We start from the raw sequence: 19,744 nt of genomic DNA, 5'->3' as shown, positions 1-19,744 counted from the left end.
ACGCTCGTGCACGTTTGGTACCGTCTGCACGGGGGATGTGACCGTGCCGGCGCTGTGAACCACACCGTTCGTCCCTGATCGGCAATCGGAGCAGACCGTCGACAGGAGGGTGGGGACCGTGGATCGTCGAGACGACAGCCCGCACTCCTCAGGTCCCGGCAGCCGGGCGGGTACGAACGGACCCTGGTCTCCGCCCGAACCGGAACGATTCTCTCGGCCGTCCGTTCCGCCCTCCCACGTTCCCGCACCGCACCATCCGGGCCTCGCCGATCCGCGACGCGACTCGGCCGCCTTCGGTGCGGAGAGTCCGGTGCGCCGACCCGGGTCGCCCTTCGTCTCGCCGGCCCCGTCCTCCACTCGGCCGGGGTGGCGCCGCACCCTGGATCGCGTCCTGGGCAGTGGGCGACCGGGTGGCCGTGGTGCGGTCGCCTCCGAGGCGGAGCGTCGCCACCAGATCGACCGCATTCGACAACCGCTGCGCAGCGATTACCGGATCGCCTTCCTGTCCCTCAAGGGCGGGGTGGGCAAGACGACCGTCACCGTCGGGCTGGGGTCGGTGTTCGCTTCCTTGCGACGCGACGACGTCATCGCCGTCGACGCGAACCCCGACTTCGGAACGCTGGGGGAGCGCGTCCCGCGGCAGACGATGTCCACGGTGCGCGATCTCCTCGCTGCCCGGCCGACCATCCGGAGTTACGCCGACATCAGGGAGCACACCTCCCAGTCGTCGAGTCGTCTCGAGGTCGTCGCGGGGGAGCGTGACCCGGCCGCGTCGGAGGCGTTCACCGAACAGGACTACCGCGCGGTCATCGACACCCTTCGAGCGCACTACAACCTGATCCTCACCGACTGCGGCACGGGCATTATGCACTCGGCGATGGAGGGGGTGCTGTCGCTGGCGCACGCACTGGTGCTCGTCAGCTCGCCGGCGGTCGACGGCGCCAAGAGCGCCGCCGCGACCCTCGACTGGCTCGGGCTGCACGGGTACGCGCACCTCGTCGAGCGGACCGTCGTCGTCATCAGCGCCCACCGACCGGGCGCCGCGAGCATCGACATGGACGAACTCACCCGGCACTTCCTCGCGCGCTGCCGCGCCGTCGTGGTGATTCCCTTCGACGATCATCTGGCGGAGGGCTCCGTCGTCGATCTCGATCGACTGCGCCCCCGCACGCGCGCCGCCTTCATGGACCTGGCGGCGATGATGGCGGACGATTTCCCCGACGCGGAGGGCCGACACGCGTCCGCGCCGCAGTCGACGCCGCAGCGTCACCGCGCGTACTGAAGGCGCCTCACTCGGGCTCGGCCAGGGGTTTCAGCACCACCACACCGCGGTCGACGAGAGCCGTGGGATCGAGGTAGTCACGGCCGCGACGCGCTCCCCAGTGCAGGCACCAGGCAGCGCCGCACCCCTGGTGACCTGCCTCGAGGACACCGATCGGCTGACCTCGTCGCAGCCGGGTGCCGACCGTGACGGTGGGCGTGACCGGCTCGTACGTCGTCCGGAGGCCGCCGGCATGGTCGATCGAGACGACGGGGCGGCCGGCGACCGCACCTGCGAACACGACGACGCCGTCCCCGGCCGCGACGACGGTGTGTGTCGGATCGGAGCCCGCATCGAGGTCGACGCCGCGATGGCCCGGCAGCCACCGCTCGGGTGGCGGGTCGTACGGGGTCACCACGGCGGGACGGGGCTGCAGCGGCCAGTCGAACGGGCGTCCGTCCGTGTCCGCGGCGGCTACGGATCCGGACGCCAGCAGGGCTGCCGTCAGCGCCGCGGACACGAGCGCCGAACGCGGCGACCAACGGCGGGCGGAGCGGAGACAGGTCATCCCCGCACTCTTGCGAACGCGACGACAGTGGTCCCGCGTCGAGCCACCGCACCCGGGGACGGACCGTCCTCCGTGCACAGGCGGTCGACCCGGTTATGACCTGCGGCGTCGCGGACGTACACTGACTTCTGCGGCCTGTCCACACGGGTCGACTTCGCGCGCTCGTCGCGCTTCGGTACGGAACGGCACCTGTCGATCCTCCACCGGAGCACGGGTTCGTCGGCTGGTCCTGCACTGCAGGTCCGACGGACGACGAGCGCCAGGGCACGACACACCTGCGGTACGACGGACCCACGGGTTCGGCGATCGACGGTGCTCGCGCATCAACCGGCACACGAAAGAGAGATCCACAGCTATGGCTGTCGTTACCATGAAGCAGCTGCTCGACAGCGGCACGCACTTCGGGCACCAGACCCGTCGTTGGAATCCGAAGATGAAGCGATTCATCTTCACCGATCGCAACGGCATCTACATCATCGACCTTCAGCAGACGCTGACGTACATCGATCAGGCGTACGAATTCGTCAAGGAGACCGTCGCCCACGGTGGCACCGTTCTCTTCGTCGGGACCAAGAAGCAGGCACAGGAGTCCATTGCGGCCGAGGCGACTCGGGTCGGAATGCCCTACGTGAACCAGCGCTGGCTCGGCGGCATGCTCACCAACTTCACCACTGTCCACAAGCGTCTGATCCGGCTCAAGGAACTCGAGTCGATGGAGCAGACCGGTGGCTTCGAGGGTCGCACGAAGAAGGAAATCCTCATGCTCACGCGTGAGATGACCAAGCTCGATCGCACCCTCGGTGGTATCCGGGACATGTCCAAGGTCCCGTCGGCGATCTGGATCGTCGACACCAACAAGGAGCACCTCGCGGTCGCCGAGGCTCGCAAGCTGAACATCCCGGTCATCGCGATCCTGGACACCAACTGCGACCCCGACGTCGTCGACTACCCGATCCCGGGCAACGACGACGCGATCCGTTCCGCAGCACTCCTCACCAAGGTCGTGGCGTCCGCCGTGGCCGAGGGCGTGCAGGCGCGTGCCGGCCGCAACGCCGGTACGGACGAGAAGCCCGAGGTCGGTGCCGGCGAGCCCCTGGCCGAGTGGGAGCTCGAGCAGCTCTCGCAGGCCTCCCCGGCCGCCGAGGCGACGCAGCAGGCCGCTGCCGAGACCCCGGCAGCCACCGACGCCCCCGTCACGGAGGCTCCGGCCGCCGAGGGCGCGAACGGTGCGGCGGCTCCCGCCGAGACCGAGGCACCCGTCGCGGACGTTTCCACCGCGCAGAACTGATCACGGTCGAGACCCGGTGTGCCCGTTCGTGGCGCACCGGGTCTCGTTCTGATTCACCCCCTCTCTCGTCACACACGAGACGCATCACCCGTGCGTCTCCACGAGCAATGCAAGGAGGCTCGCCCACGATGGCGAACTACACTGCCGCCGACGTCAAGCGGCTCCGTGAGCTGACCGGCTCCGGCATGTTGGACTGCAAGAACGCGCTCGCCGACAACGACGGCGACTTCGACAAGGCCGTCGAGCAGCTCCGTATCAAGGGCGCGAAGGACGTCGGCAAGCGCGCCGAGCGTTCCACCGCCGAGGGTCTCGTCGTCGCGAAGAACGGTGTCCTCCTCGAGATCAACTCGGAGACCGACTTCGTCGCCAAGAACGAGGAGTTCCAGAACTTCGCGCAGTCCATCGCGGACGTGGCGGCCGAGGGCAAGCCGGCCGACGTCGACGCCCTGAAGGCGCTGCAGCTCGACGGCAAGACCGTCGACGCCGCACTGCAGGAGCTCTCGGCCAAGATCGGCGAGAAGCTCGAGATCCGTCGCGTCGTCTCCTTCGACGGTCCGGTCGCGACCTACCTGCACAAGCGCAGCTCGGACCTCCCGCCCGCCGTCGGTGTCCTCGTCGAGTACACCGGTGAGGGCGAGGCCGCAGCCGAGGCCGCTCGCGGCGCAGCGATGCAGGTCGCCGCGCTCAAGGCCAAGTACGTCACCCGCGACGAGGTCCCCGCCGACATCGTCGAGGGCGAGCGCCGCATCGCGGAGCAGACCGCCCGCGAGGAGGGCAAGCCCGAGCAGGCACTGCCCAAGATCATCGAGGGTCGCGTCAACGGCTACTACAAGGACGTCGTGCTGACCGAGCAGTCCTCGGTCCAGGACAGCAAGAAGACCGTCAAGGCTCTTCTCGCCGACGCCGGAGTCACCATCACGCGCTTCGTGCGTTTCGAGGTCGGCTCCAACTGAGCCTCGTGACACCCGAGTGACGTCATGACCGTGCCGTCCACCCCGAGGGGTGGACGGCACAGTCATGTGCGCCCCGTGCCGACGCATGGGGCAAGATCAGGCGCAACAGTGTCGTGCGGACACCGACCCGCACACGCCCCACGGACAGGAGCCTTCATGACCGAGTCGTCGCCCGCCCGCACCGGATTCTCCCGAGTGCTGCTCAAACTGGGCGGTGAGATGTTCGGTGGTGGCCAGGTCGGGCTCGATCCCGACGTGGTGCAGAAGGTGGCGGAGGAGATCGCGGACGTCGTCCGTTCGGGTGTCCAGGTCGCCGTCGTCATCGGCGGCGGGAACTTCTTTCGCGGAGCCGAGCTCCAGGTGCGCGGTATGGACCGGTCCCGCTCCGACTACATGGGCATGCTGGGCACCGTCATGAACTGCCTCGCCCTGCAGGACTTCCTCGAGAAGCAGGGCATCACCACGCGCGTGCAGACGGCCATCACCATGGGCCAGGTCGCCGAGCCGTACATCCCGCTGCGCGCCGAACGCCACCTCGAGAAGGGGCGCGTGGTCATCTTCGGAGCCGGCATGGGCATGCCTTACTTCTCCACCGACACCACGGCGGCGCAGCGTGCGCTCGAGATCGGCGCGGAAGTGGTGCTGATGGCCAAGGGTGTCGACGGGGTCTACTCCGCGGACCCGCGCGAGGATCCGACCGCCACGATGTACACCGAGATCTCGCACCGCGAGGTCATCGAGAAGGGGCTGAAGGTGGCCGATGCCACAGCCTTCAGCCTCTGCATGGACAATGGGATGCCGATCATGGTCTTCAATCTGCTCACCGAGGGAAACATCGCGCGAGCGGTGTCGGGTGAGAAGATCGGAACCCTGGTCAAGTGAGTCACCACGTGCAGTCGCTGCACACTCGAGGTTTTCGGAAGGAACGGTCGTGATCGACGAAGCGCTCTTCGACGCCGAAGAGAGAATGGAAAAGGCCGTCACGGTCGCGCAGAACGATCTGTCGTCCATTCGGACGGGTCGCGCGAACCCGGGGATGTTCTCGAAGATTGTGGTCGAGTACTACGGCTCGCTGACCCCCATCACCCAGCTCGCGGGCATCAACGTGCCCGAGGCGCGCATGGTGATCGTCAAGCCGTACGAGCAGGCCCAGTTGGGGCCCATCGAGACTGCGATCCGCAACTCGGACCTGGGGTTCAACCCGTCCAACGACGGACACATCATCCGGATCTCGATCCCGCAGCTCACCGAGGAGCGGCGCCGCGAGTACGTCAAGCAGGCCAAGAGCAAGGGTGAGGACGCGAAGGTGTCCATCCGCAACGTCCGCCGCAAGGTGATGGACGAGCTCAAGCGCATCCAGAAGGACGGCGAGGCAGGCGAGGACGAGGTCACACGTGCGGAGGCCGAGCTCGACAAGACCACCGCGAAGTACGTGGCGCAGGTGGACGAGATCGTGAAGAACAAGGAAGCGGAACTGATGGAGGTGTGACCTCCGCACGTCCCGGTGGCCCAGATGAAGTGAAACGAGAAGCAGTGTCCGTATCGGCCGACAACGGTTCGACCGCCGATCCCGCCCCGAAGACCTCGCGGGCGGGCCGCGACCTCCCCGCGGCGATCGCGGTCGGCGGCGCACTGGGCGTGTCGCTCATCGTCGTCCTGGTCCTGGTTCCGCTCGTGTTCATCGGCATCGCCGCGGCCGCGGTCGCCGTCGCCTCGTGGGAGGTGACGAAGCGGCTGCGGGAGTCCGACATCTCCGTGCCCCGGATCCCGGTGATCCTCGGAGGTCAGGCGATGATCTGGCTCGCGTGGCCGTTCGGCGCACTGGGCGCGCTCAGTGCGTTCGCCGCGACGGTACTTGTCACGATGGTCTGGCGCCTGTTGTCCGGTGGTCTGGACGTGGCACCGAAGAACTACCTGCGCGACTGCGCGATCTCGATCTTCGTCCTGTCGTGGCTGCCGCTGTTCGGTGCGTTCGCGGCGTTGCTGACCCTCGAGGACGACGGCGGCTCGCGCGTCCTCGTGCTCATGATCGCGGTGGTGTGTTCGGACGTCGGCGGCTACGCGGCCGGAGTCCTGTTCGGACGGCACGCGATGGCGCCGGCCATCAGCCCGAAGAAGTCCTGGGAGGGGCTCGGCGGATCGCTGCTCTTCAGTGTCGTCGGGTGCGTCCTCACCGTCACGTTCCTGCTGGACGCGAACCCGTTCGTGGGGGCCCTGCTGGGCGTGCTCATCGTCTTCTCCGCGACGCTCGGCGACCTGGTCGAGTCGCAGGTCAAGCGGGAGCTCGGGATCAAGGACATGGGGACGATGCTTCCCGGTCACGGCGGACTGATGGACCGCCTCGACTCCGTTCTGCCCAGCATCCTCGTGACGTGGATCGTTCTGACGATCTTCGTCTGATCCTGTGCCCGGTCGCGACGGCGTGATCGCCAGTCCGAACATCTGGAACTGGCCCGATGTGTACGAGGCCGAGAATCGCGCCCAGGACGTCACCGGCGAGATCGAGGCGGTGCTGCGGGATCTCACGCCGTGGGCGGGACGCGACGTCGTCGACGTCGGATGCGGAACCGGATTCCATCTGCCTCTGTTCGCCCGCGAGGCACGGTCCGTGGTCGGTGTCGAACCACACCCGCCACTGATCGAGCGTGCTCGGCACCGGGTCGCGAGCTCCGCTGTGCGGGTGCTCCGGGGGACTGCGGATCGGCTGCCGTTGGAGGACTGCTCGGCGGACGTCGTGCACGCCAGGACGGCCTACTTCTTCGGGCCGGGATGCGGGCCGGGCATCACCGAGGCCATGCGCGTCCTGCGCCCCGGGGGTGTGGTGGTGGTGGTGGATCTCGACGCCACGGTCGATCCGTACGGAGGATGGATGCGCCGCGACCTGCCGCACTACGACCCCCTCACCGTCGAACGATTCTTCGCCGCGCAGGGTTTCGACCTGCGCCGGGTCCGGACGCGGTGGTCGTTCGCGGACCGCGAGGAGGCCGCTGCGGTGCTGGGAATCGAGTTCTCGCCGCGGGTGGCCGCTCGCGCGCTGCGGCAGCTCACCGGCACGTCCGTCGAGGTCGGATACCGGGTGCACACTCGTCGCAGACCGCACGGACTCGAGACGGCCTGAGCCGCCGCGTCGGCGATCAGGAATCGAGAAGCAGCCCCGATGCGCACCGGCTACCGTGTCCGCTGACCCGTTCGCTGCACCACGAAGGACATCAGCCATGGCCACGAAGTCGAGTACCGCACGGCACGTCGCCGACACCCACGATGTCATCCGGGTGCAGGGGGCGAGAGTCAACACTCTGCAGAACGTGAGCGTCGACCTCCCGAAGCGCCGTCTGACGGTCTTCACCGGCGTGTCCGGATCGGGCAAGAGTTCGTTGGTGTTCGGCACGATCGCCGCCGAGTCCCAGCGCATGATCAACGAGACGTACAGCGCGTTCGTGCAGGGGTTCATGCCCAGTCTCGCGCGGCCCGACGTGGATCTGCTCGACGGTCTGACGACGGCCATCATCGTGGACCAGCAGCGGCTCGGCGCCGATCCGAGGTCCACCGTCGGTACCGCCACCGACGCCAACGCGATGCTGCGCATCCTCTTCAGCCGTCTCGGACAGCCGTACGTCGGCTCCCCGCAGGCGTTCTCGTTCAACGTGGCGTCCATCTCCGGTGCGGGAGCGGTGACGGTGGAGAAGGGCGGACGTCAGACGAAGGAGAAGCGCACCTTCAGCATCACCGGCGGGATGTGTCCGCGGTGCGAGGGGCGCGGCTCCGTCTCCGACATCGACCTCACGGCGCTCTTCGACGACAGCAAGTCGCTCAACGAGGGTGCGATCACGATCCCCGGCTACAGCATGGAGGGGTGGTACGGGAGGATCTTCCGCGGCTCCGGCTACTTCGATCCGGACAAGCCCATCGCGAAGTTCACCAAGCGCCAGCGCGAGGACCTGCTGTACCGGGAGCCGACCAAGATCCAGGTGGACGGCATCAATCTCACGTACTCCGGACTGATACCCCAGATCCAGAAGTCGTTCCTGTCCAAGGACGTCGACGCGATGCAGCCGCACATCCGGGCGTTCGTCGAACGCGCGGTGACCTTCGCCGTGTGCCCGGAGTGCGACGGCACGCGGCTCAACGAGGGTGCGCGGTCCTCGAAGATCGACGGCGTGTCGATCGCCGACGCGTGCGCCATGCAGATCAGCGATCTCGCGACGTGGATCCGCGGAGTGTCGGCACCGTCCGTGGCCCCGCTGCTCACCTCGCTGGGAGACACCCTCGACTCGTTCCGGGAGATCGGACTGGGCTATCTGAGTCTCGACCGGCCGGCGGGCACGCTCTCCGGTGGTGAAGCGCAGCGCACCAAGATGATCCGACACCTCGGATCGTCGCTCACCGACGTCACCTACGTCTTCGACGAACCCACCACCGGACTCCATCCCCACGACATCGCCAACATGAACGATCTGTTGATCCGGTTGCGCGACAAGGGAAACACGGTGCTCGTCGTCGAGCACAAGCCCGAGACGATCGTCATCGCCGACCACGTCGTCGATCTCGGACCCGGCGCCGGAACGGCCGGTGGCACGGTGTGCTTCGAGGGCACCGTCGAGGGGCTGCGGACGAGTGACACCATCACGGGCCGGCACTTCGACGACCGCGCCGCGGTGAAGGACGCGGTGCGCACGTCGACCGGAGCGGTGGAGGTCCGCGGCGCCGATTCGCACAACCTGAAGTCGGTGGACGTCGACGTGCCCCTCGGTGTCCTGGTGGTTGTGACCGGGGTCGCCGGGTCGGGCAAGAGTTCGTTGATTCACGGCTCGCTCTCGGGCCGCGAGGACGTCGTGGCCGTCGATCAGGGCGCGATCCGCGGCTCGCGGCGCAGCAACCCCGCGACCTACACGGGCCTCCTCGAGCCGATCCGGAAGGCCTTCGCCAAGGTCAACGGAGTGAAGCCGGCTCTCTTCAGCGCGAATTCGGAGGGAGCGTGCCCGACGTGCAACGGCAACGGGGTGATCTACAGCGACCTCGCGATGATGGCCGGAGTCGCCACCGTGTGCGAGCTGTGCGAGGGCCGACGGTTCCAGAACTCGGTCCTCGAGTACCACCTCGGCGGCCGCGACATCAGCGAGGTGCTCGCGATGTCGGTGGCGCAGGCACAGGAGTTCTTCGCCGGCGGTGACGCTGCGCTACCGGCGGCGCATCGAATCCTGACCCGGCTGAACGACGTGGGCCTGGGCTATCTGAAGATCGGTCAGCCGCTGACCACACTGTCCGGCGGCGAGCGTCAGCGGCTGAAGCTGGCGACGCACATGGGGGACAAGGGCGGCATCCTGGTCCTCGACGAGCCCACGACGGGACTGCATCTCGCCGACGTCGAGCAGTTGCTCGCCCTGCTCGACAGGCTGGTGGACGCCGGGAAGTCGGTGATCGTCATCGAACATCACCAGGCCGTGATGGCTCATGCAGACTGGATCATCGACCTCGGACCGGGCGCCGGGCACGACGGTGGCACCGTGGTCTACGAAGGAACACCCGCGGACCTGGTCGCGGCACGGTCCACCCTCACGGGTGAACACCTCGCCGCGTACGTCGAGCGGTGACCGTCAGCCGATCGAGAAGACCGCGGCCTGAGCGGTGATCTTCTTCGCCTTGGCCAGGCGGGGGAGGTCGCTGCCGTCGCGCACGCCGGAGCCGTCCTCACCGAGCTGGGCGATGACGTCCCGAGCCCACGCCACATCGGCAGCGCTGGGTGCGAGTTCGCGGTTGACGATGGGGCCCTGATCGGAGTGCATGCACAGCTTGCCGGTCATGCCCATGGAGACGGTGAGCTGGCTGTCGCGGCTCAGCATGCTGTCGTTGACGGCGAGGGTGGGGCCGTCGATGGGGCCGGGAAGCCGGGCGGCGCGGCTCGACACGACGAGCCGGGCGCGCGGGTAGGCCATCGCCATCGGGTCGTCGCTCATGCCGGTGTCGCGCCGGAAGTCGCCGCTGCCGAACGCCAGGCGGAAGGTGGCCTCGGCGCGCGCGATCTCGGGGGCAGCCTCGAGACCCATGGCCGACTCCACCAGCGCCACGATCCGACAACCGTGACCCAATCGGTCGGCGGTGGCCTCGACCTGGCTTCCGCTCTCGGTCTTGGCGAGCATGACGCCCTCGAGGGTGTCGATGCCGCGCAGCGCGTCGAGATCGTCGGCCCAGTACGGCGTGGTGGCGTCGTTGATGCGTACCCAGGCGCGGCCGCCGGCACGGAGCCAGGACACGACGGCATCGCGTGCGGCGGGCTTCGCGCCCGGTGCGACGGCGTCCTCGATGTCCAGGATCACGGCGTCGACGGCGGACTCCGCGGCCGGGGTGAAGAGTTCCGGCTTGCTCGCAGGAACGAGAAGCCACGAGCGCGCCTTGTCGGCGGCCACTCCAGATAGCACGGGGTTCTCCAGGAAGGTCGTCACGTGTGCAGTCCTCGCTCGGTGTGTCGCTCGTGGGTCGCGTCGAGCTGCGACTCGTACCGTTCGATCACCACTGTGCACGGCAGACCACCACACGTGAAGGTTGTGTCAATAGTGTTCACGTGCGCGACGGAACACCGACGGCCGCGACGTGAGATCGCTCACGACGGCGGCCGAGAAACTACTTGCGCTTGGCGGCCCGGCGGACCTGCAGGATGCGCACTCCACCCGCGGTGGCCATGACGAGCGCACCGGCGACCGCGGCGAGGAGCATGCCGATGCCGATGGGCAGGTCGAAGGTCCAGCCGAACAGGTGAATCGGGACGCTGTCGAGGTTCTGGATGATGAACACCATCAGGACGACCAGGATGATCGCGCCCACCACGAGACCGGTGTAGAGCGCCGCCGCACGGGTGTGCTTGACGCCGTCGGGCGTCTTTCCCTGCGCCAGGCGGGTGTCCGTGGGCCCGGTCTGCTCGACGGGGAGACCCGCGGCGGTGGAGGAGGTGTCCAGAGGGGCGTCCGTGCCGGTCAGGGCGTTCGGATCGGATGCGTCGTGCGATGAGCGGGCCATGTACAGATCATGCTGTACGGAGGTGGCGAATGCACGTCTGCCCCGACCGTGCCCGACAGTGTCGCCGAACAGTGAGAGAATGGTGCTCACTATGGCACCCATCGCTCTCCCTCTCGTGTTCGACGCTCCCCGTCGCGGCATGCCCGCGAAGCACCTCGCCGACCTCGACGCGGACCAGCGTCGAGCGGCCGTCGCCGAGCTGGGCCTGCCGGCGTTCCGCGCCGACCAGCTGGCGCGGCAGTACTACTCCCGGCTGGAGGCGGACCCGGCGAAGATGACCGATCTTCCGGCGTCGGTCCGCGAGAAGGTCGGGGACGCGCTGTTCCCGACGTTGCTCACGCCCGTCAAGCACATCGCCTGCGACGGCGGGGACACGCGCAAGACGCTGTGGAAGGCCGCCGACGGCACACTGCTCGAGTCGGTTCTCATGCGGTACCCGGATCGCGCGACGCTGTGCATCTCGAGCCAGGCCGGGTGTGGCATGGCCTGCCCGTTCTGCGCCACCGGCCAGGCCGGCCTGCAACGCAACCTCTCCACGGCCGAGATCGTCGACCAGGTGCGGAGCGCTGCGGCGGATCTCCGCGACGGTGCGGTCGAGGGCGGCGAGGGGCGACTGTCCAACGTCGTCTTCATGGGGATGGGGGAGCCGCTCGCGAACTACAAGCGCGTCGTCGCGGCGGTCAAACGGATCGTCTCGCCCGCGCCGGAGGGCCTCGGCCTGTCACAGCGCTCGGTGACGGTGTCCACCGTCGGGCTCGCGCCCGCGATCCGCAAGCTGGCCGACGAGGGTCTGACGGTGACGCTGGCCGTGTCGCTGCACTGCCCGGACGACGAACTGCGCGACACGCTCGTCCCCGTCAACAACCGCTGGCCCATCGCCGAGGTCCTCGACGCGGCGCGCTACTACGCCGACACCACGGGGCGACGGGTCTCGATCGAGTACGCGCTGATCCGCGACATCAACGATCAGCCGTGGCGAGCGGACATGCTGGCCAAGAAGCTCAAGCGCGCCCTGGGGGCGCTGGTCCACGTGAACCTGATCCCGCTCAATCCGACACCCGGCAGCGAGTGGGACGCCAGTCCGAAGCCGGTGGAGCAGGAATTCGTGCGACGCGTCCGTGCGCACGGAGTCTCGTGCACCGTGCGTGACACGCGGGGTCAGGAGATCGCGGCGGCCTGCGGGCAGCTGGCCGCCGAGAACTGAGCCGTCAGGAGCGGCGCGGCTTGCGGCGGAGCAGGATGTCGCGGACCAGCAGGCCTGCGATGGCCACGGCGAAGCCGACGAGCCAGATGTCCTCGACCCGGCCCGTGTGGTTACCGATGATCATGACCAGCAGGATCGCGACGGTGACCCAGCCCGCGATGCGCGAGGTACGGGGGCCTTCGCCGCTCCACCCCCACTCCGCGGACGGCACCTCGGCGGTGCTGACCTTGGTCGTGGGAACGCGCTCGACGTCCGAAGCCTGGTTGCGGCTGATGTCGGTCACGGCCGATCCTCCTGAAAGTCTGTGATGCAGGTGGTCCCTGGTGGGCTGAATCCTAGCGCGCTGTACGACCGGCCGTCGTAGGGGCAGTCGCCACGACGTGTCAGGCGGTGAGGGCCGCGATGTAGCGACCGGTCGCGATGCGCTGGGTCGCCCTGTTGAGGGGCCCGCCCAGTGCGACGACCCTGTTGCCGGGCCGCGAGAAGGCGCGGATGTGGGCGGTCACGGCATCGGTGACCGGATCGTGTCGGACGGTGAAGCGCTCCTCACCCGACTCGGGGTGACCCGGCAGCGTGCCGTACGCGAAGCCCCGGTGGTGCGGTTCGTCGATCACCTCGACGACCCGGCACGGGATGCGGACCGGACCCAGCAGCAGGACCACCACGGTGTCGACGGTCGCCGACGCCGCGCTCGACCGCACCCGCAGCCCGGCGCCGCGATGCATGTCCCACTCGACGATGCGGCGTCCGGCCCGCTCGAAGAGTTCGAGGCCGGTCCCGATGCGCTTCTCCACGTCGACGTGGTGGTAACCCGCCGGCATCGACTCGTGCGCGGTCCCTCCGATCTCGGCGTACGTGAGGGGCGTCGAGAAGTACGAGTCCGGGTCGGCGGACGGGAGCAGGGGCACGCCGTCCATCCTCACACGGTGAGCCGCAGTTGCCCGCTCACCGTGCTCTCAGTGAGGTCGTCCACACTGTCCAGGTGACGGAACAGAAGGCACGTGGGACCGACGGACCCGTGCGGGTGCTGGTGCTCGGCAGTACGGGGTCCATCGGCACCCAGGCGCTCGAGGTGATGGCGGCTCGACCGGACCGTTTCACCGTGGTCGGGCTGGCCGCCGGCGGAGGCAACGTCGATCTGTTGCGTCGACAGATCGCCGAGACCGGTGTCCGCGACGTGGCGGTGGCCGACGTCGACGCCGCGCGGACCGTGGACACGCCGGGGCTGCGCTCGGGGGCCGACGCGGCGACGTCGTTGGTCCGCGAGGTGCAGGCCGACGTGGTCCTCAACGCGCTCGTCGGGTCTCTCGGTCTGCCGCCGACGCTCGCTGCGCTGGAATCGGGAGCTCGACTGGCGTTGGCGAACAAGGAGTCTCTCGTGGCGGGCGGCTCGCTGGTCACGTCCGCGGCGGCTCCGGGCCAGATCGTTCCCGTCGACTCCGAGCACTCGGCTCTCGCCCAGTGCCTGCGCGGCGGTCGCGCGGACGAGGTGGCCCGACTGGTGGTCACGGCGTCCGGTGGGCCGTTCCGCGGCTGGGATCGCGAGGGACTCGAGTCCGTGACGCCGGAGCAGGCCGGCAAGCACCCCACCTGGTCGATGGGTCCGATGAACACGTTGAACTCGGCCACCCTGGTGAACAAGGGCCTCGAGGTGATCGAGGCGCATCTGCTGTTCGGCATCCCGTACGACCGCATCGACGTCACCGTGCATCCGCAGTCCATCGTCCACTCGATGGTCACGTTCACCGACGGATCGACGCTCGCTCAGGCCAGCCCGCCGGACATGAAGCTGCCGATCGCGCTGGCACTCGGATGGCCTGATCGCATCGCCGGCGCCGCGACGGCCCTGGACTTCACCCGAGCCCACACGTGGGACTTCGAACCACTCGACGACGAGGTGTTCCCCGCGGTCGAGCTCGCGCGCACCGCCGGCGCGCTGGGCGGCTGCATGACGGCGGTCTACAACGCGGCGAACGAGATCGCCGCCGAGGCGTTCCTCGACGGGCGCCTGTCGTTCCCGCAGATCGTGGACGTCGTGTCCGACGTGGTCGACGCCGGACGCGGCGACTGGTCCGCGGAACCGTCTACGGTGGACGACGTTCTCGCAGCGGACACGTGGGCTCGGGGCACCGCCCGCACACTCGCCGCCACACGATCGAAAGGCTGAACGAGAAGATGGTGTTCGTTCTCGGTGTGATCGCCTTCGCGATCTGCATCGGCATCTCGATCGCGCTCCACGAGTGCGGGCACATGTGGGTGGCCAAGGCCACCGGCATGAAGGTGCGCCGCTACTACATCGGGTTCGGGCCCAAGATCTTCTCCTGGCGTCGCGGCGAGACCGAGTACGGACTCAAGGCGATCCCGGCCGGTGGCTTCTGCGACATCGCGGGCATGACGGCGGTCGACGAGCTCGCTCCCGACGAGGTCGAGCGCGCGATGTACAAGCAGAAGACCTGGAAGCGCCTCGCCGTGATGTTCGGCGGGATCGCGATGAACTTCGTGCTGGCGTTCGTGCTGGTGTACACCCTCGCCCTCGGCTGGGGTCTGCCCAATCGCGACACGACGGCCACCGTGGCGGGGACCCAGTGCGTGGCCCCGCAGAACGTCGAGGGCGACATGGCGCCCTGCTCGGGTCCCGGTCCCGCGGGTGCCGCGGGCATCCGGGACGGTGACGTCATCACCGCCGTGAACGGCGAGTCGACGCCCACGTTCGGCGACGTCGTCGCGGCGATCCAGGACGAGCGTGGATCGGTGTCCGTCACGGTCGAGCGGGCCGGTGAGACCCTCACCGTGCCCGTCGACGTGCAGGAGACGGACCGTCTCTTCGCCGTCGAGAACGGCGCACCCGACGCCACGGAGCTGCGCACGGTCGGCGCCATCGGCGTCGCCCGCACCCCACTCACCCTCGACTACGACGCGGTGTCCGCCATCGGCGGATCGGCCTCCTACACGGTGTTCATCGCGGGGCAGACGGTGCAGGCCATCGTCGATCTCCCCAGCAAGGTGGGGGCACTGTGGACGTCGATCACCGGTGGTGAGCGGGATCCGAACACTCCCATCAGCGTGGTCGGTGCCAGCGTCATCGGCGGTCAGGCGGCGGAACGCGGCCTGTGGGAGGTCTTCGTCACGCTGTTGGCGACCCTCAACTTCTTCCTCGGTGCCTTCAACCTGCTCCCGTTGCTCCCGCTCGACGGCGGTCACATCGCGGTGACCGTCTACGAGGGCATCCGGAACAAGATCCGCTCGCTGCGGGGGCTGGGCAAGGGTGCGCCCGTGAACTACCTCAAGCTGATGCCGGTGACGTACGTCGTCATTCTCATCGGCGGCGCGTTCATGCTCCTGACCCTCACCGCCGACATCGTGAACCCCATTCAGATCTTCCGCTAGAAGCGCAGGTCCGGCGTGACGGCGCGAACACACGGCGGTCCTCCGGGCGCGACTACAGTGGGGAGGGTCAGTCGGCACCAGATGCCGTCAGAAGCTCGAAAGGATCGAAGTGACCGTTGGACTGGGCATGCCGGCCGGACCCGTACCGGTGCTCACACCGCGACGGAAGACTCGTCAGCTTCAGGTGGGCAGCGTCGGTGTCGGCAGCGACTCGCCGATCTCGGTGCAGTCGATGTGCACCACCAAGACTCACGACATCAACTCCACCCTGCAGCAGATCGCCGAACTCACCGCCGCGGGATGCGACATCGTCCGCGTCGCGTGCCCGCGTCAGGAGGATGCGGACGCCCTGGCGACCATCGCGCGCAAGTCGCAGATCCCTGTCATCGCGGACATCCACTTCCAGCCGCGGTACATCTTCGCGGCCATCGATGCCGGGTGCGCCGCCGTGCGCGTGAACCCCGGCAACATCAAGGAGTTCGACGGCCGCGTCAAGGAGGTCGCGAAGGCGGCCGGTGACGCGGGCATCCCCATCCGTATCGGAGTCAACGCAGGATCCCTCGATCCGCGCCTGATGCAGAAGTACGGCAAGGCCACGCCCGAGGCGCTGGTGGAGTCGGCGCTGTGGGAGGCCGGCCTCTTCGAGGAACACGGTTTCGGCGACATCAAGATCTCGGTCAAGCACAACGACCCGGTCATCATGGTCGAGGCCTACCGTCAGCTCGCCGCCAAGTGCGACTACCCGCTGCACCTCGGCGTGACCGAGGCCGGGCCGGCGTTCCAGGGCACCATCAAGTCCGCCGTCGCCTTCGGGTCGCTGCTGGCCGACGGCATCGGCGACACGATCCGCGTCTCGCTGTCCGCGCCGCCCAACGAGGAGATCAAGGTGGGGACGCAGATCCTGCAGTCCCTCAACCTCCGTCCCCGCAAGCTCGAGATCGTCTCCTGCCCGTCCTGCGGACGCGCACAGGTCGACGTCTACACCCTCGCCGACCAGGTGACGGCCGGACTCGAGGGCATGGAGATCCCGCTCCGCGTCGCCGTCATGGGTTGCGTCGTCAACGGTCCCGGTGAGGCGCGCGACGCCGATCTCGGTGTGGCGTCCGGAAACGGCAAGGGACAGATCTTCGTCAAGGGCGAGGTCATCAAGACCGTGCCCGAGGCGATGATCGTGGAGACCCTGATCGAGGAGGCGATGCGTATCGCCGAGTCGTACGAGTCCGACCAGGAAGCCGCCGGCGGATCGCCCGTCGTGTCGGTCAGCTGATTCTCCTCGTCTGCGGCGACATTTCCTGGCAGTGTCACCATGACAACGGGTGTGCTCGGTGTGGATCGGTGGTCACGGAGGTGGCGGGATGCTCAAGCTGCTCGGCGCTAAGGCGCTGACGAGCCGCGACACGAACGAGGTCGTCCGTGTGCTGCGCAGTGATCCCGTCGCATCGTGCATGGTGCTGGCACGTGTCGAGGAATCGGGCGTGGAGCCCCGCGACAACCACGGTGAACTGTGGTCACGCGGAGGTCCGGCATCGTCCCTGTGTTTCTCGGGAGCCAATCTCGTGCCGTTGTTCGGTACCTACGACGATCTCCGGAGTTTCGCCGAGCGCGCGTTGCGCTCTCCCCGCGTCTGCTCATCGCTGGTGGGGCGAGCCGAACTGACGCTGCCGTTGTGGGACATGCTCGCCGCGGACTGGGGGACCCCGCGTGAGGTGCGTGCCGAGCAGCCACTGCTGGCGTTGACGAGCGCGCCCACCGCCGTGGACCCCTACGTCCGACGCGTCACCGTCGACGAGCTGGACGTGTACCTCACCGCTGCCGTGGCGATGTTCATCGAGGAGGTGGGCGTCGATCCGCGCGCGGGCGACGGCGGACGCGGCTATCGGCGGCGCATCGCCTCGTTGATCGCGGCGGGTCGCGCCTGGGCGAGGTTCGAGGAGGGCCGCGTCGTCTTCAAGGCCGAGGTCGGATCGCTGTCCACCTCGGTCGGTCAGATCCAGGGCGTGTGGGTGCACCCGCTCTACCGCGGGCGCGGGCTCGGCACCGCGGGAACCGCATCCGTGGCGGCCGCGGTGGTCGACAGCGGCCGTACGGCCAGCCTGTACGTCAACAGCTTCAACGTGCCCGCCCGCCGTGCCTACGAGCGTGTCGGGTTCGAGCGCGTCGCCACCTTCTCCACAGTTCTGCTCGACTGACACGCTGGCAGGGTGAGGGCCGCGGGCGTCCCGTCGCCCTACGATGAGAATCGATGACCTCTCGTGAACACGGCCGTGCCACCCGCGTCCTGATCGTGCTCGTCGCGGCGATCACCGCGGTGGCGGCCTCGGCGTGCACCCCGAAACCGCAGGGCCCCGAGTCCGCGGCCGATTCGTTCGTTTCCGCGCTGGCCCAGCGTGACAGTGCCGCCGCGGCGCAGGCCACGGATCGGCCGGACCTCGCGACCGCCGCCGTCGATCAGGCGTGGGACGGCCTACAGGCCGAGTCGCTCGACGCGGCGACCGGCGCGGTGAGCGTGAACGGCGACACCGCGACCGTCGACTACACCTACACGTGGCACCTTCCGAAGGACCGCACCTGGACCTACGACGGGGCCCTGCAGATGGGCCGACGCGACGGGGCCTGGGTGGTCCGGTGGAACTCGACCGATCTGCACCCCAAGCTCGGGGACACCCAGTCGATGGTGCTGCGGTCCACGTCGGCGCCGCGGGCGCGGGTCAACGAGCACGCGGGGTCCGACGTCCTGGTGCCCGGGGTGGTCCAGGGGGTGTCCTTCGACGCCGCCGAGTCGACCGACGTGGTGGGCACGGCGCGCACCCTCGAACGCATCCTGAAGCCCTTCGACGCGTCGATCACGGCGCAGTCCATCGTGGAGTCGGCGACCGCGACGCAGGGCCCTTACCGCCTGATGACCCTCCGGGACGAGGACTACGACGCCGTCGCGCCCGGTCTGCTCGCGTTGTCCGGGGTGTCGGTGACGGAGCAGTCCGACCTGGTCTCCACCGATCGCACGTTCGCCCCCGACCTGGTGAGCCAGGTGAAGAAGACCGTGATGGACCGCGTCGACGGTGCCGCGGGCTGGAGCGTCGTGGCGGTCAACACCAACGGCGCGGACACCGGTGTGTTGACCGAGACGGCGCCGCAGCCGGTTCCGTCGATCAGTATCAGCCTCGACCGTCCGGTGCAGGTGGCCGCACAGAACGCCGTCAACGTGTCACGGGACCAGGCGATGATGGTGGTGATCCAGCCGTCGACAGGCGACATCCTCGCGGTGGCGCAGAACCCGGCGGCGGATCGCGACGGTCCCGTGGCCTCGACCGGCCTCTACCCACCGGGCTCCACCTTCAAGATCATCACGGCCGGTGCGGCGATCGAGGAGGGACTCGCGACGCCCGAGACCACCGTGCCGTGCCCGGGCCGCATCGTCATCGGCGAGCGCAGCGTGCCCAACTACAACGAGTTCTCCCTCGGGGACGTCTCGATGAACACGGCCTTCACGCGCTCGTGCAACACCTCGTTCGCGAAGCTCGCCAGTGAGATGTCCGCGAGTGCTCTCACCGACGCGGCGGCCATGTTCGGCGTCGGGCCCGACTACGGCGTCGTGGGTCTGCCCACCGAGTCGGGATCCGTCCCGCCCGCAGAGGAATTGGTGCAGCGCACCGAGGACGGGTTCGGACAGGGAAAGGTGCTGGTGTCGACGTTCGGCATGGCTCTCGCCGCCGCGACCGTCGCACACGGATCGACGCCCGTTCCCCGGCTGATCCAGGGGGAGGAGACCACGATCGACGGTGACCACCCGCAGATCGAGCCGGCCATGGTCGACGGACTCCGCGGGATGATGCGCTCGGTGGTCACGAGCGGCACCGCGGACCGGATCGCCGACCAGGGCGAGGTGTACGGCAAGACGGGTGAGGCCGAGGTCGAGGGCGGATCCCATGCCTGGTTCGTCGGATATCGCGGTGATCTCGCGTTCGCGACACTCGTCGTGCGCGGCGGCAGCTCGGACAATGCCGTAGCCGTGACGCGGGACATGATCACCGCGTTGCCCGCCGGATACTGACCGCGACCGGCGGCGACTACG

Annotated in this window: 19 protein-coding genes; 14 read left to right on the top strand and 5 right to left on the bottom strand. The window is 68.5% G+C overall.

Annotated elements, in window-relative coordinates; all coding sequences use genetic code 11:
• Positions 1–109 precede the first annotated feature (109 nt).
• Positions 110–1,282: a MinD/ParA family ATP-binding protein gene (locus OG947_RS02550; protein ID WP_374197718.1), complete on the top strand. Its 1,173-nt coding sequence runs from the start codon at positions 110–112 to the stop codon at positions 1,280–1,282.
• A 7-nt stretch (positions 1,283–1,289) separates the two neighbouring features.
• Here the strand turns inward: OG947_RS02550 and OG947_RS02545 are convergent, their stop codons facing one another.
• Positions 1,290–1,829 carry a M23 family metallopeptidase gene (locus OG947_RS02545; protein WP_222649209.1) on the bottom strand — a complete coding sequence of 180 codons (540 nt, stop codon included), beginning with the start codon at positions 1,827–1,829 and terminating at the stop codon, positions 1,290–1,292.
• Positions 1,830–2,184: 355 nt separating this feature from the next.
• On the opposite strand from OG947_RS02545, the gene rpsB reads away from it, so the two are divergent.
• From rpsB to OG947_RS02510, 7 genes are all read left to right on the top strand, one after another.
• Positions 2,185–3,117 carry a 30S ribosomal protein S2 gene (gene rpsB, locus OG947_RS02540; RefSeq protein ID WP_328813040.1) on the top strand — a complete coding sequence of 311 codons (933 nt, stop codon included), beginning with the start codon at positions 2,185–2,187 and terminating at the stop codon, positions 3,115–3,117.
• A 128-nt stretch (positions 3,118–3,245) separates the two neighbouring features.
• The gene (tsf, locus tag OG947_RS02535; RefSeq protein ID WP_027505036.1) at positions 3,246–4,070 is read left to right on the top strand and encodes a translation elongation factor Ts; all 825 of its coding nucleotides are present in this window, start codon (positions 3,246–3,248) and stop codon (positions 4,068–4,070) included.
• Positions 4,071–4,226: 156 nt separating this feature from the next.
• Positions 4,227–4,952 carry a UMP kinase gene (gene pyrH / locus OG947_RS02530; protein ID WP_027505037.1) on the top strand — a complete coding sequence of 242 codons (726 nt, stop codon included), beginning with the start codon at positions 4,227–4,229 and terminating at the stop codon, positions 4,950–4,952.
• A gap of 49 nt (positions 4,953–5,001) precedes the next feature.
• Positions 5,002–5,559: a ribosome recycling factor gene (frr, locus tag OG947_RS02525; protein ID WP_027505038.1), complete on the top strand. Its 558-nt coding sequence runs from the start codon at positions 5,002–5,004 to the stop codon at positions 5,557–5,559.
• A gap of 44 nt (positions 5,560–5,603) precedes the next feature.
• Positions 5,604–6,470, top strand: a complete 867-nt coding sequence (locus OG947_RS02520; protein WP_037185291.1) for a phosphatidate cytidylyltransferase — start codon at positions 5,604–5,606, stop codon at positions 6,468–6,470.
• Positions 6,471–6,492: 22 nt separating this feature from the next.
• Entirely contained in the window at positions 6,493–7,188 is a 696-nt protein-coding gene (locus OG947_RS02515; RefSeq protein WP_328813951.1) for a class I SAM-dependent methyltransferase, read from the top strand.
• Between the two features lie 97 nt (positions 7,189–7,285).
• Positions 7,286–9,661, top strand: coding sequence for an excinuclease ABC subunit UvrA (locus OG947_RS02510; protein WP_328813039.1), 2,376 nt, complete (start codon positions 7,286–7,288; stop codon positions 9,659–9,661).
• 3 nt (positions 9,662–9,664) lie between these two features.
• On the opposite strand, the gene OG947_RS02505 is transcribed toward OG947_RS02510, so the two are convergent.
• Positions 9,665–10,510: an HpcH/HpaI aldolase/citrate lyase family protein gene (locus OG947_RS02505; protein ID WP_197027755.1), complete on the bottom strand. Its 846-nt coding sequence runs from the start codon at positions 10,508–10,510 to the stop codon at positions 9,665–9,667.
• A 178-nt stretch (positions 10,511–10,688) separates the two neighbouring features.
• Positions 10,689–11,081 carry a LapA family protein gene (locus OG947_RS02500; RefSeq protein ID WP_027505043.1) on the bottom strand — a complete coding sequence of 131 codons (393 nt, stop codon included), beginning with the start codon at positions 11,079–11,081 and terminating at the stop codon, positions 10,689–10,691.
• Positions 11,082–11,172: 91 nt separating this feature from the next.
• Here OG947_RS02500 and rlmN point away from each other — a divergent pair, with 91 nt between their 5' ends.
• Positions 11,173–12,285 (top strand): 23S rRNA (adenine(2503)-C(2))-methyltransferase RlmN, encoded by a 1,113-nt coding sequence (gene rlmN / locus OG947_RS02495; RefSeq protein WP_027505044.1) that lies wholly within the window; start codon positions 11,173–11,175, stop codon positions 12,283–12,285.
• A gap of 4 nt (positions 12,286–12,289) precedes the next feature.
• Here the strand turns inward: rlmN and OG947_RS02490 are convergent, their stop codons facing one another.
• The gene (locus OG947_RS02490) at positions 12,290–12,568 is read right to left on the bottom strand and encodes a DUF2631 domain-containing protein (protein WP_037185298.1); all 279 of its coding nucleotides are present in this window, start codon (positions 12,566–12,568) and stop codon (positions 12,290–12,292) included.
• A gap of 100 nt (positions 12,569–12,668) precedes the next feature.
• On the bottom strand, positions 12,669–13,202 hold the full coding sequence (locus OG947_RS02485) for a DUF1990 family protein (RefSeq protein ID WP_056445038.1): 534 nt from the start codon (positions 13,200–13,202) through the stop codon (positions 12,669–12,671).
• Between the two features lie 107 nt (positions 13,203–13,309).
• Here OG947_RS02485 and dxr point away from each other — a divergent pair, with 107 nt between their 5' ends.
• From dxr to OG947_RS02460, 5 genes are all read left to right on the top strand, one after another.
• Positions 13,310–14,452, top strand: coding sequence for a 1-deoxy-D-xylulose-5-phosphate reductoisomerase (dxr, locus tag OG947_RS02480; RefSeq protein ID WP_056445324.1), 1,143 nt, complete (start codon positions 13,310–13,312; stop codon positions 14,450–14,452).
• An 8-nt stretch (positions 14,453–14,460) separates the two neighbouring features.
• Entirely contained in the window at positions 14,461–15,672 is a 1,212-nt protein-coding gene (locus tag OG947_RS02475; protein ID WP_222630776.1) for a M50 family metallopeptidase, read from the top strand.
• A gap of 103 nt (positions 15,673–15,775) precedes the next feature.
• Positions 15,776–16,939, top strand: a complete 1,164-nt coding sequence (gene ispG, locus OG947_RS02470) for a flavodoxin-dependent (E)-4-hydroxy-3-methylbut-2-enyl-diphosphate synthase (protein WP_155956970.1) — start codon at positions 15,776–15,778, stop codon at positions 16,937–16,939.
• Positions 16,940–17,027: 88 nt separating this feature from the next.
• Positions 17,028–17,861: a GNAT family N-acetyltransferase gene (locus tag OG947_RS02465; protein ID WP_027505050.1), complete on the top strand. Its 834-nt coding sequence runs from the start codon at positions 17,028–17,030 to the stop codon at positions 17,859–17,861.
• 53 nt (positions 17,862–17,914) lie between these two features.
• Positions 17,915–19,723 carry a penicillin-binding transpeptidase domain-containing protein gene (locus OG947_RS02460; protein WP_027505051.1) on the top strand — a complete coding sequence of 603 codons (1,809 nt, stop codon included), beginning with the start codon at positions 17,915–17,917 and terminating at the stop codon, positions 19,721–19,723.
• Positions 19,724–19,744: the final 21 nt, after the last annotated feature.

The organism is Rhodococcus sp. NBC_00297 (assembly GCF_036173065.1).
Classification (GTDB): domain Bacteria; phylum Actinomycetota; class Actinomycetes; order Mycobacteriales; family Mycobacteriaceae; genus Rhodococcoides.
This window is presented reverse-complemented; position numbering and strand designations above follow the sequence as displayed.

Bases quoted from the DNA above. Each gene is read 5' to 3' on its own strand.
- rpsB (WP_328813040.1), top strand. From the start codon at position 2,185: ATGGCTGTCGTTACCATGAAGCAGCTGCTCGACAGCGGCACGCACTTC.
- OG947_RS02500 (WP_027505043.1), bottom strand. From the start codon at position 11,081: ATGGCCCGCTCATCGCACGACGCATCCGATCCGAACGCCCTGACCGGC.
- rlmN (WP_027505044.1), top strand. From the start codon at position 11,173: ATGGCACCCATCGCTCTCCCTCTCGTGTTCGACGCTCCCCGTCGCGGC.
- OG947_RS02465 (WP_027505050.1), top strand. From the start codon at position 17,028: ATGCTCAAGCTGCTCGGCGCTAAGGCGCTGACGAGCCGCGACACGAAC.
- OG947_RS02545 (WP_222649209.1), bottom strand. From the start codon at position 1,829: ATGACCTGTCTCCGCTCCGCCCGCCGTTGGTCGCCGCGTTCGGCGCTC.
- pyrH (WP_027505037.1), top strand. From the start codon at position 4,227: ATGACCGAGTCGTCGCCCGCCCGCACCGGATTCTCCCGAGTGCTGCTC.
- OG947_RS02510 (WP_328813039.1), top strand. From the start codon at position 7,286: ATGGCCACGAAGTCGAGTACCGCACGGCACGTCGCCGACACCCACGAT.
- OG947_RS02485 (WP_056445038.1), bottom strand. From the start codon at position 13,202: ATGGACGGCGTGCCCCTGCTCCCGTCCGCCGACCCGGACTCGTACTTC.
- OG947_RS02475 (WP_222630776.1), top strand. From the start codon at position 14,461: ATGGTGTTCGTTCTCGGTGTGATCGCCTTCGCGATCTGCATCGGCATC.
- tsf (WP_027505036.1), top strand. From the start codon at position 3,246: ATGGCGAACTACACTGCCGCCGACGTCAAGCGGCTCCGTGAGCTGACC.
- OG947_RS02460 (WP_027505051.1), top strand. From the start codon at position 17,915: ATGACCTCTCGTGAACACGGCCGTGCCACCCGCGTCCTGATCGTGCTC.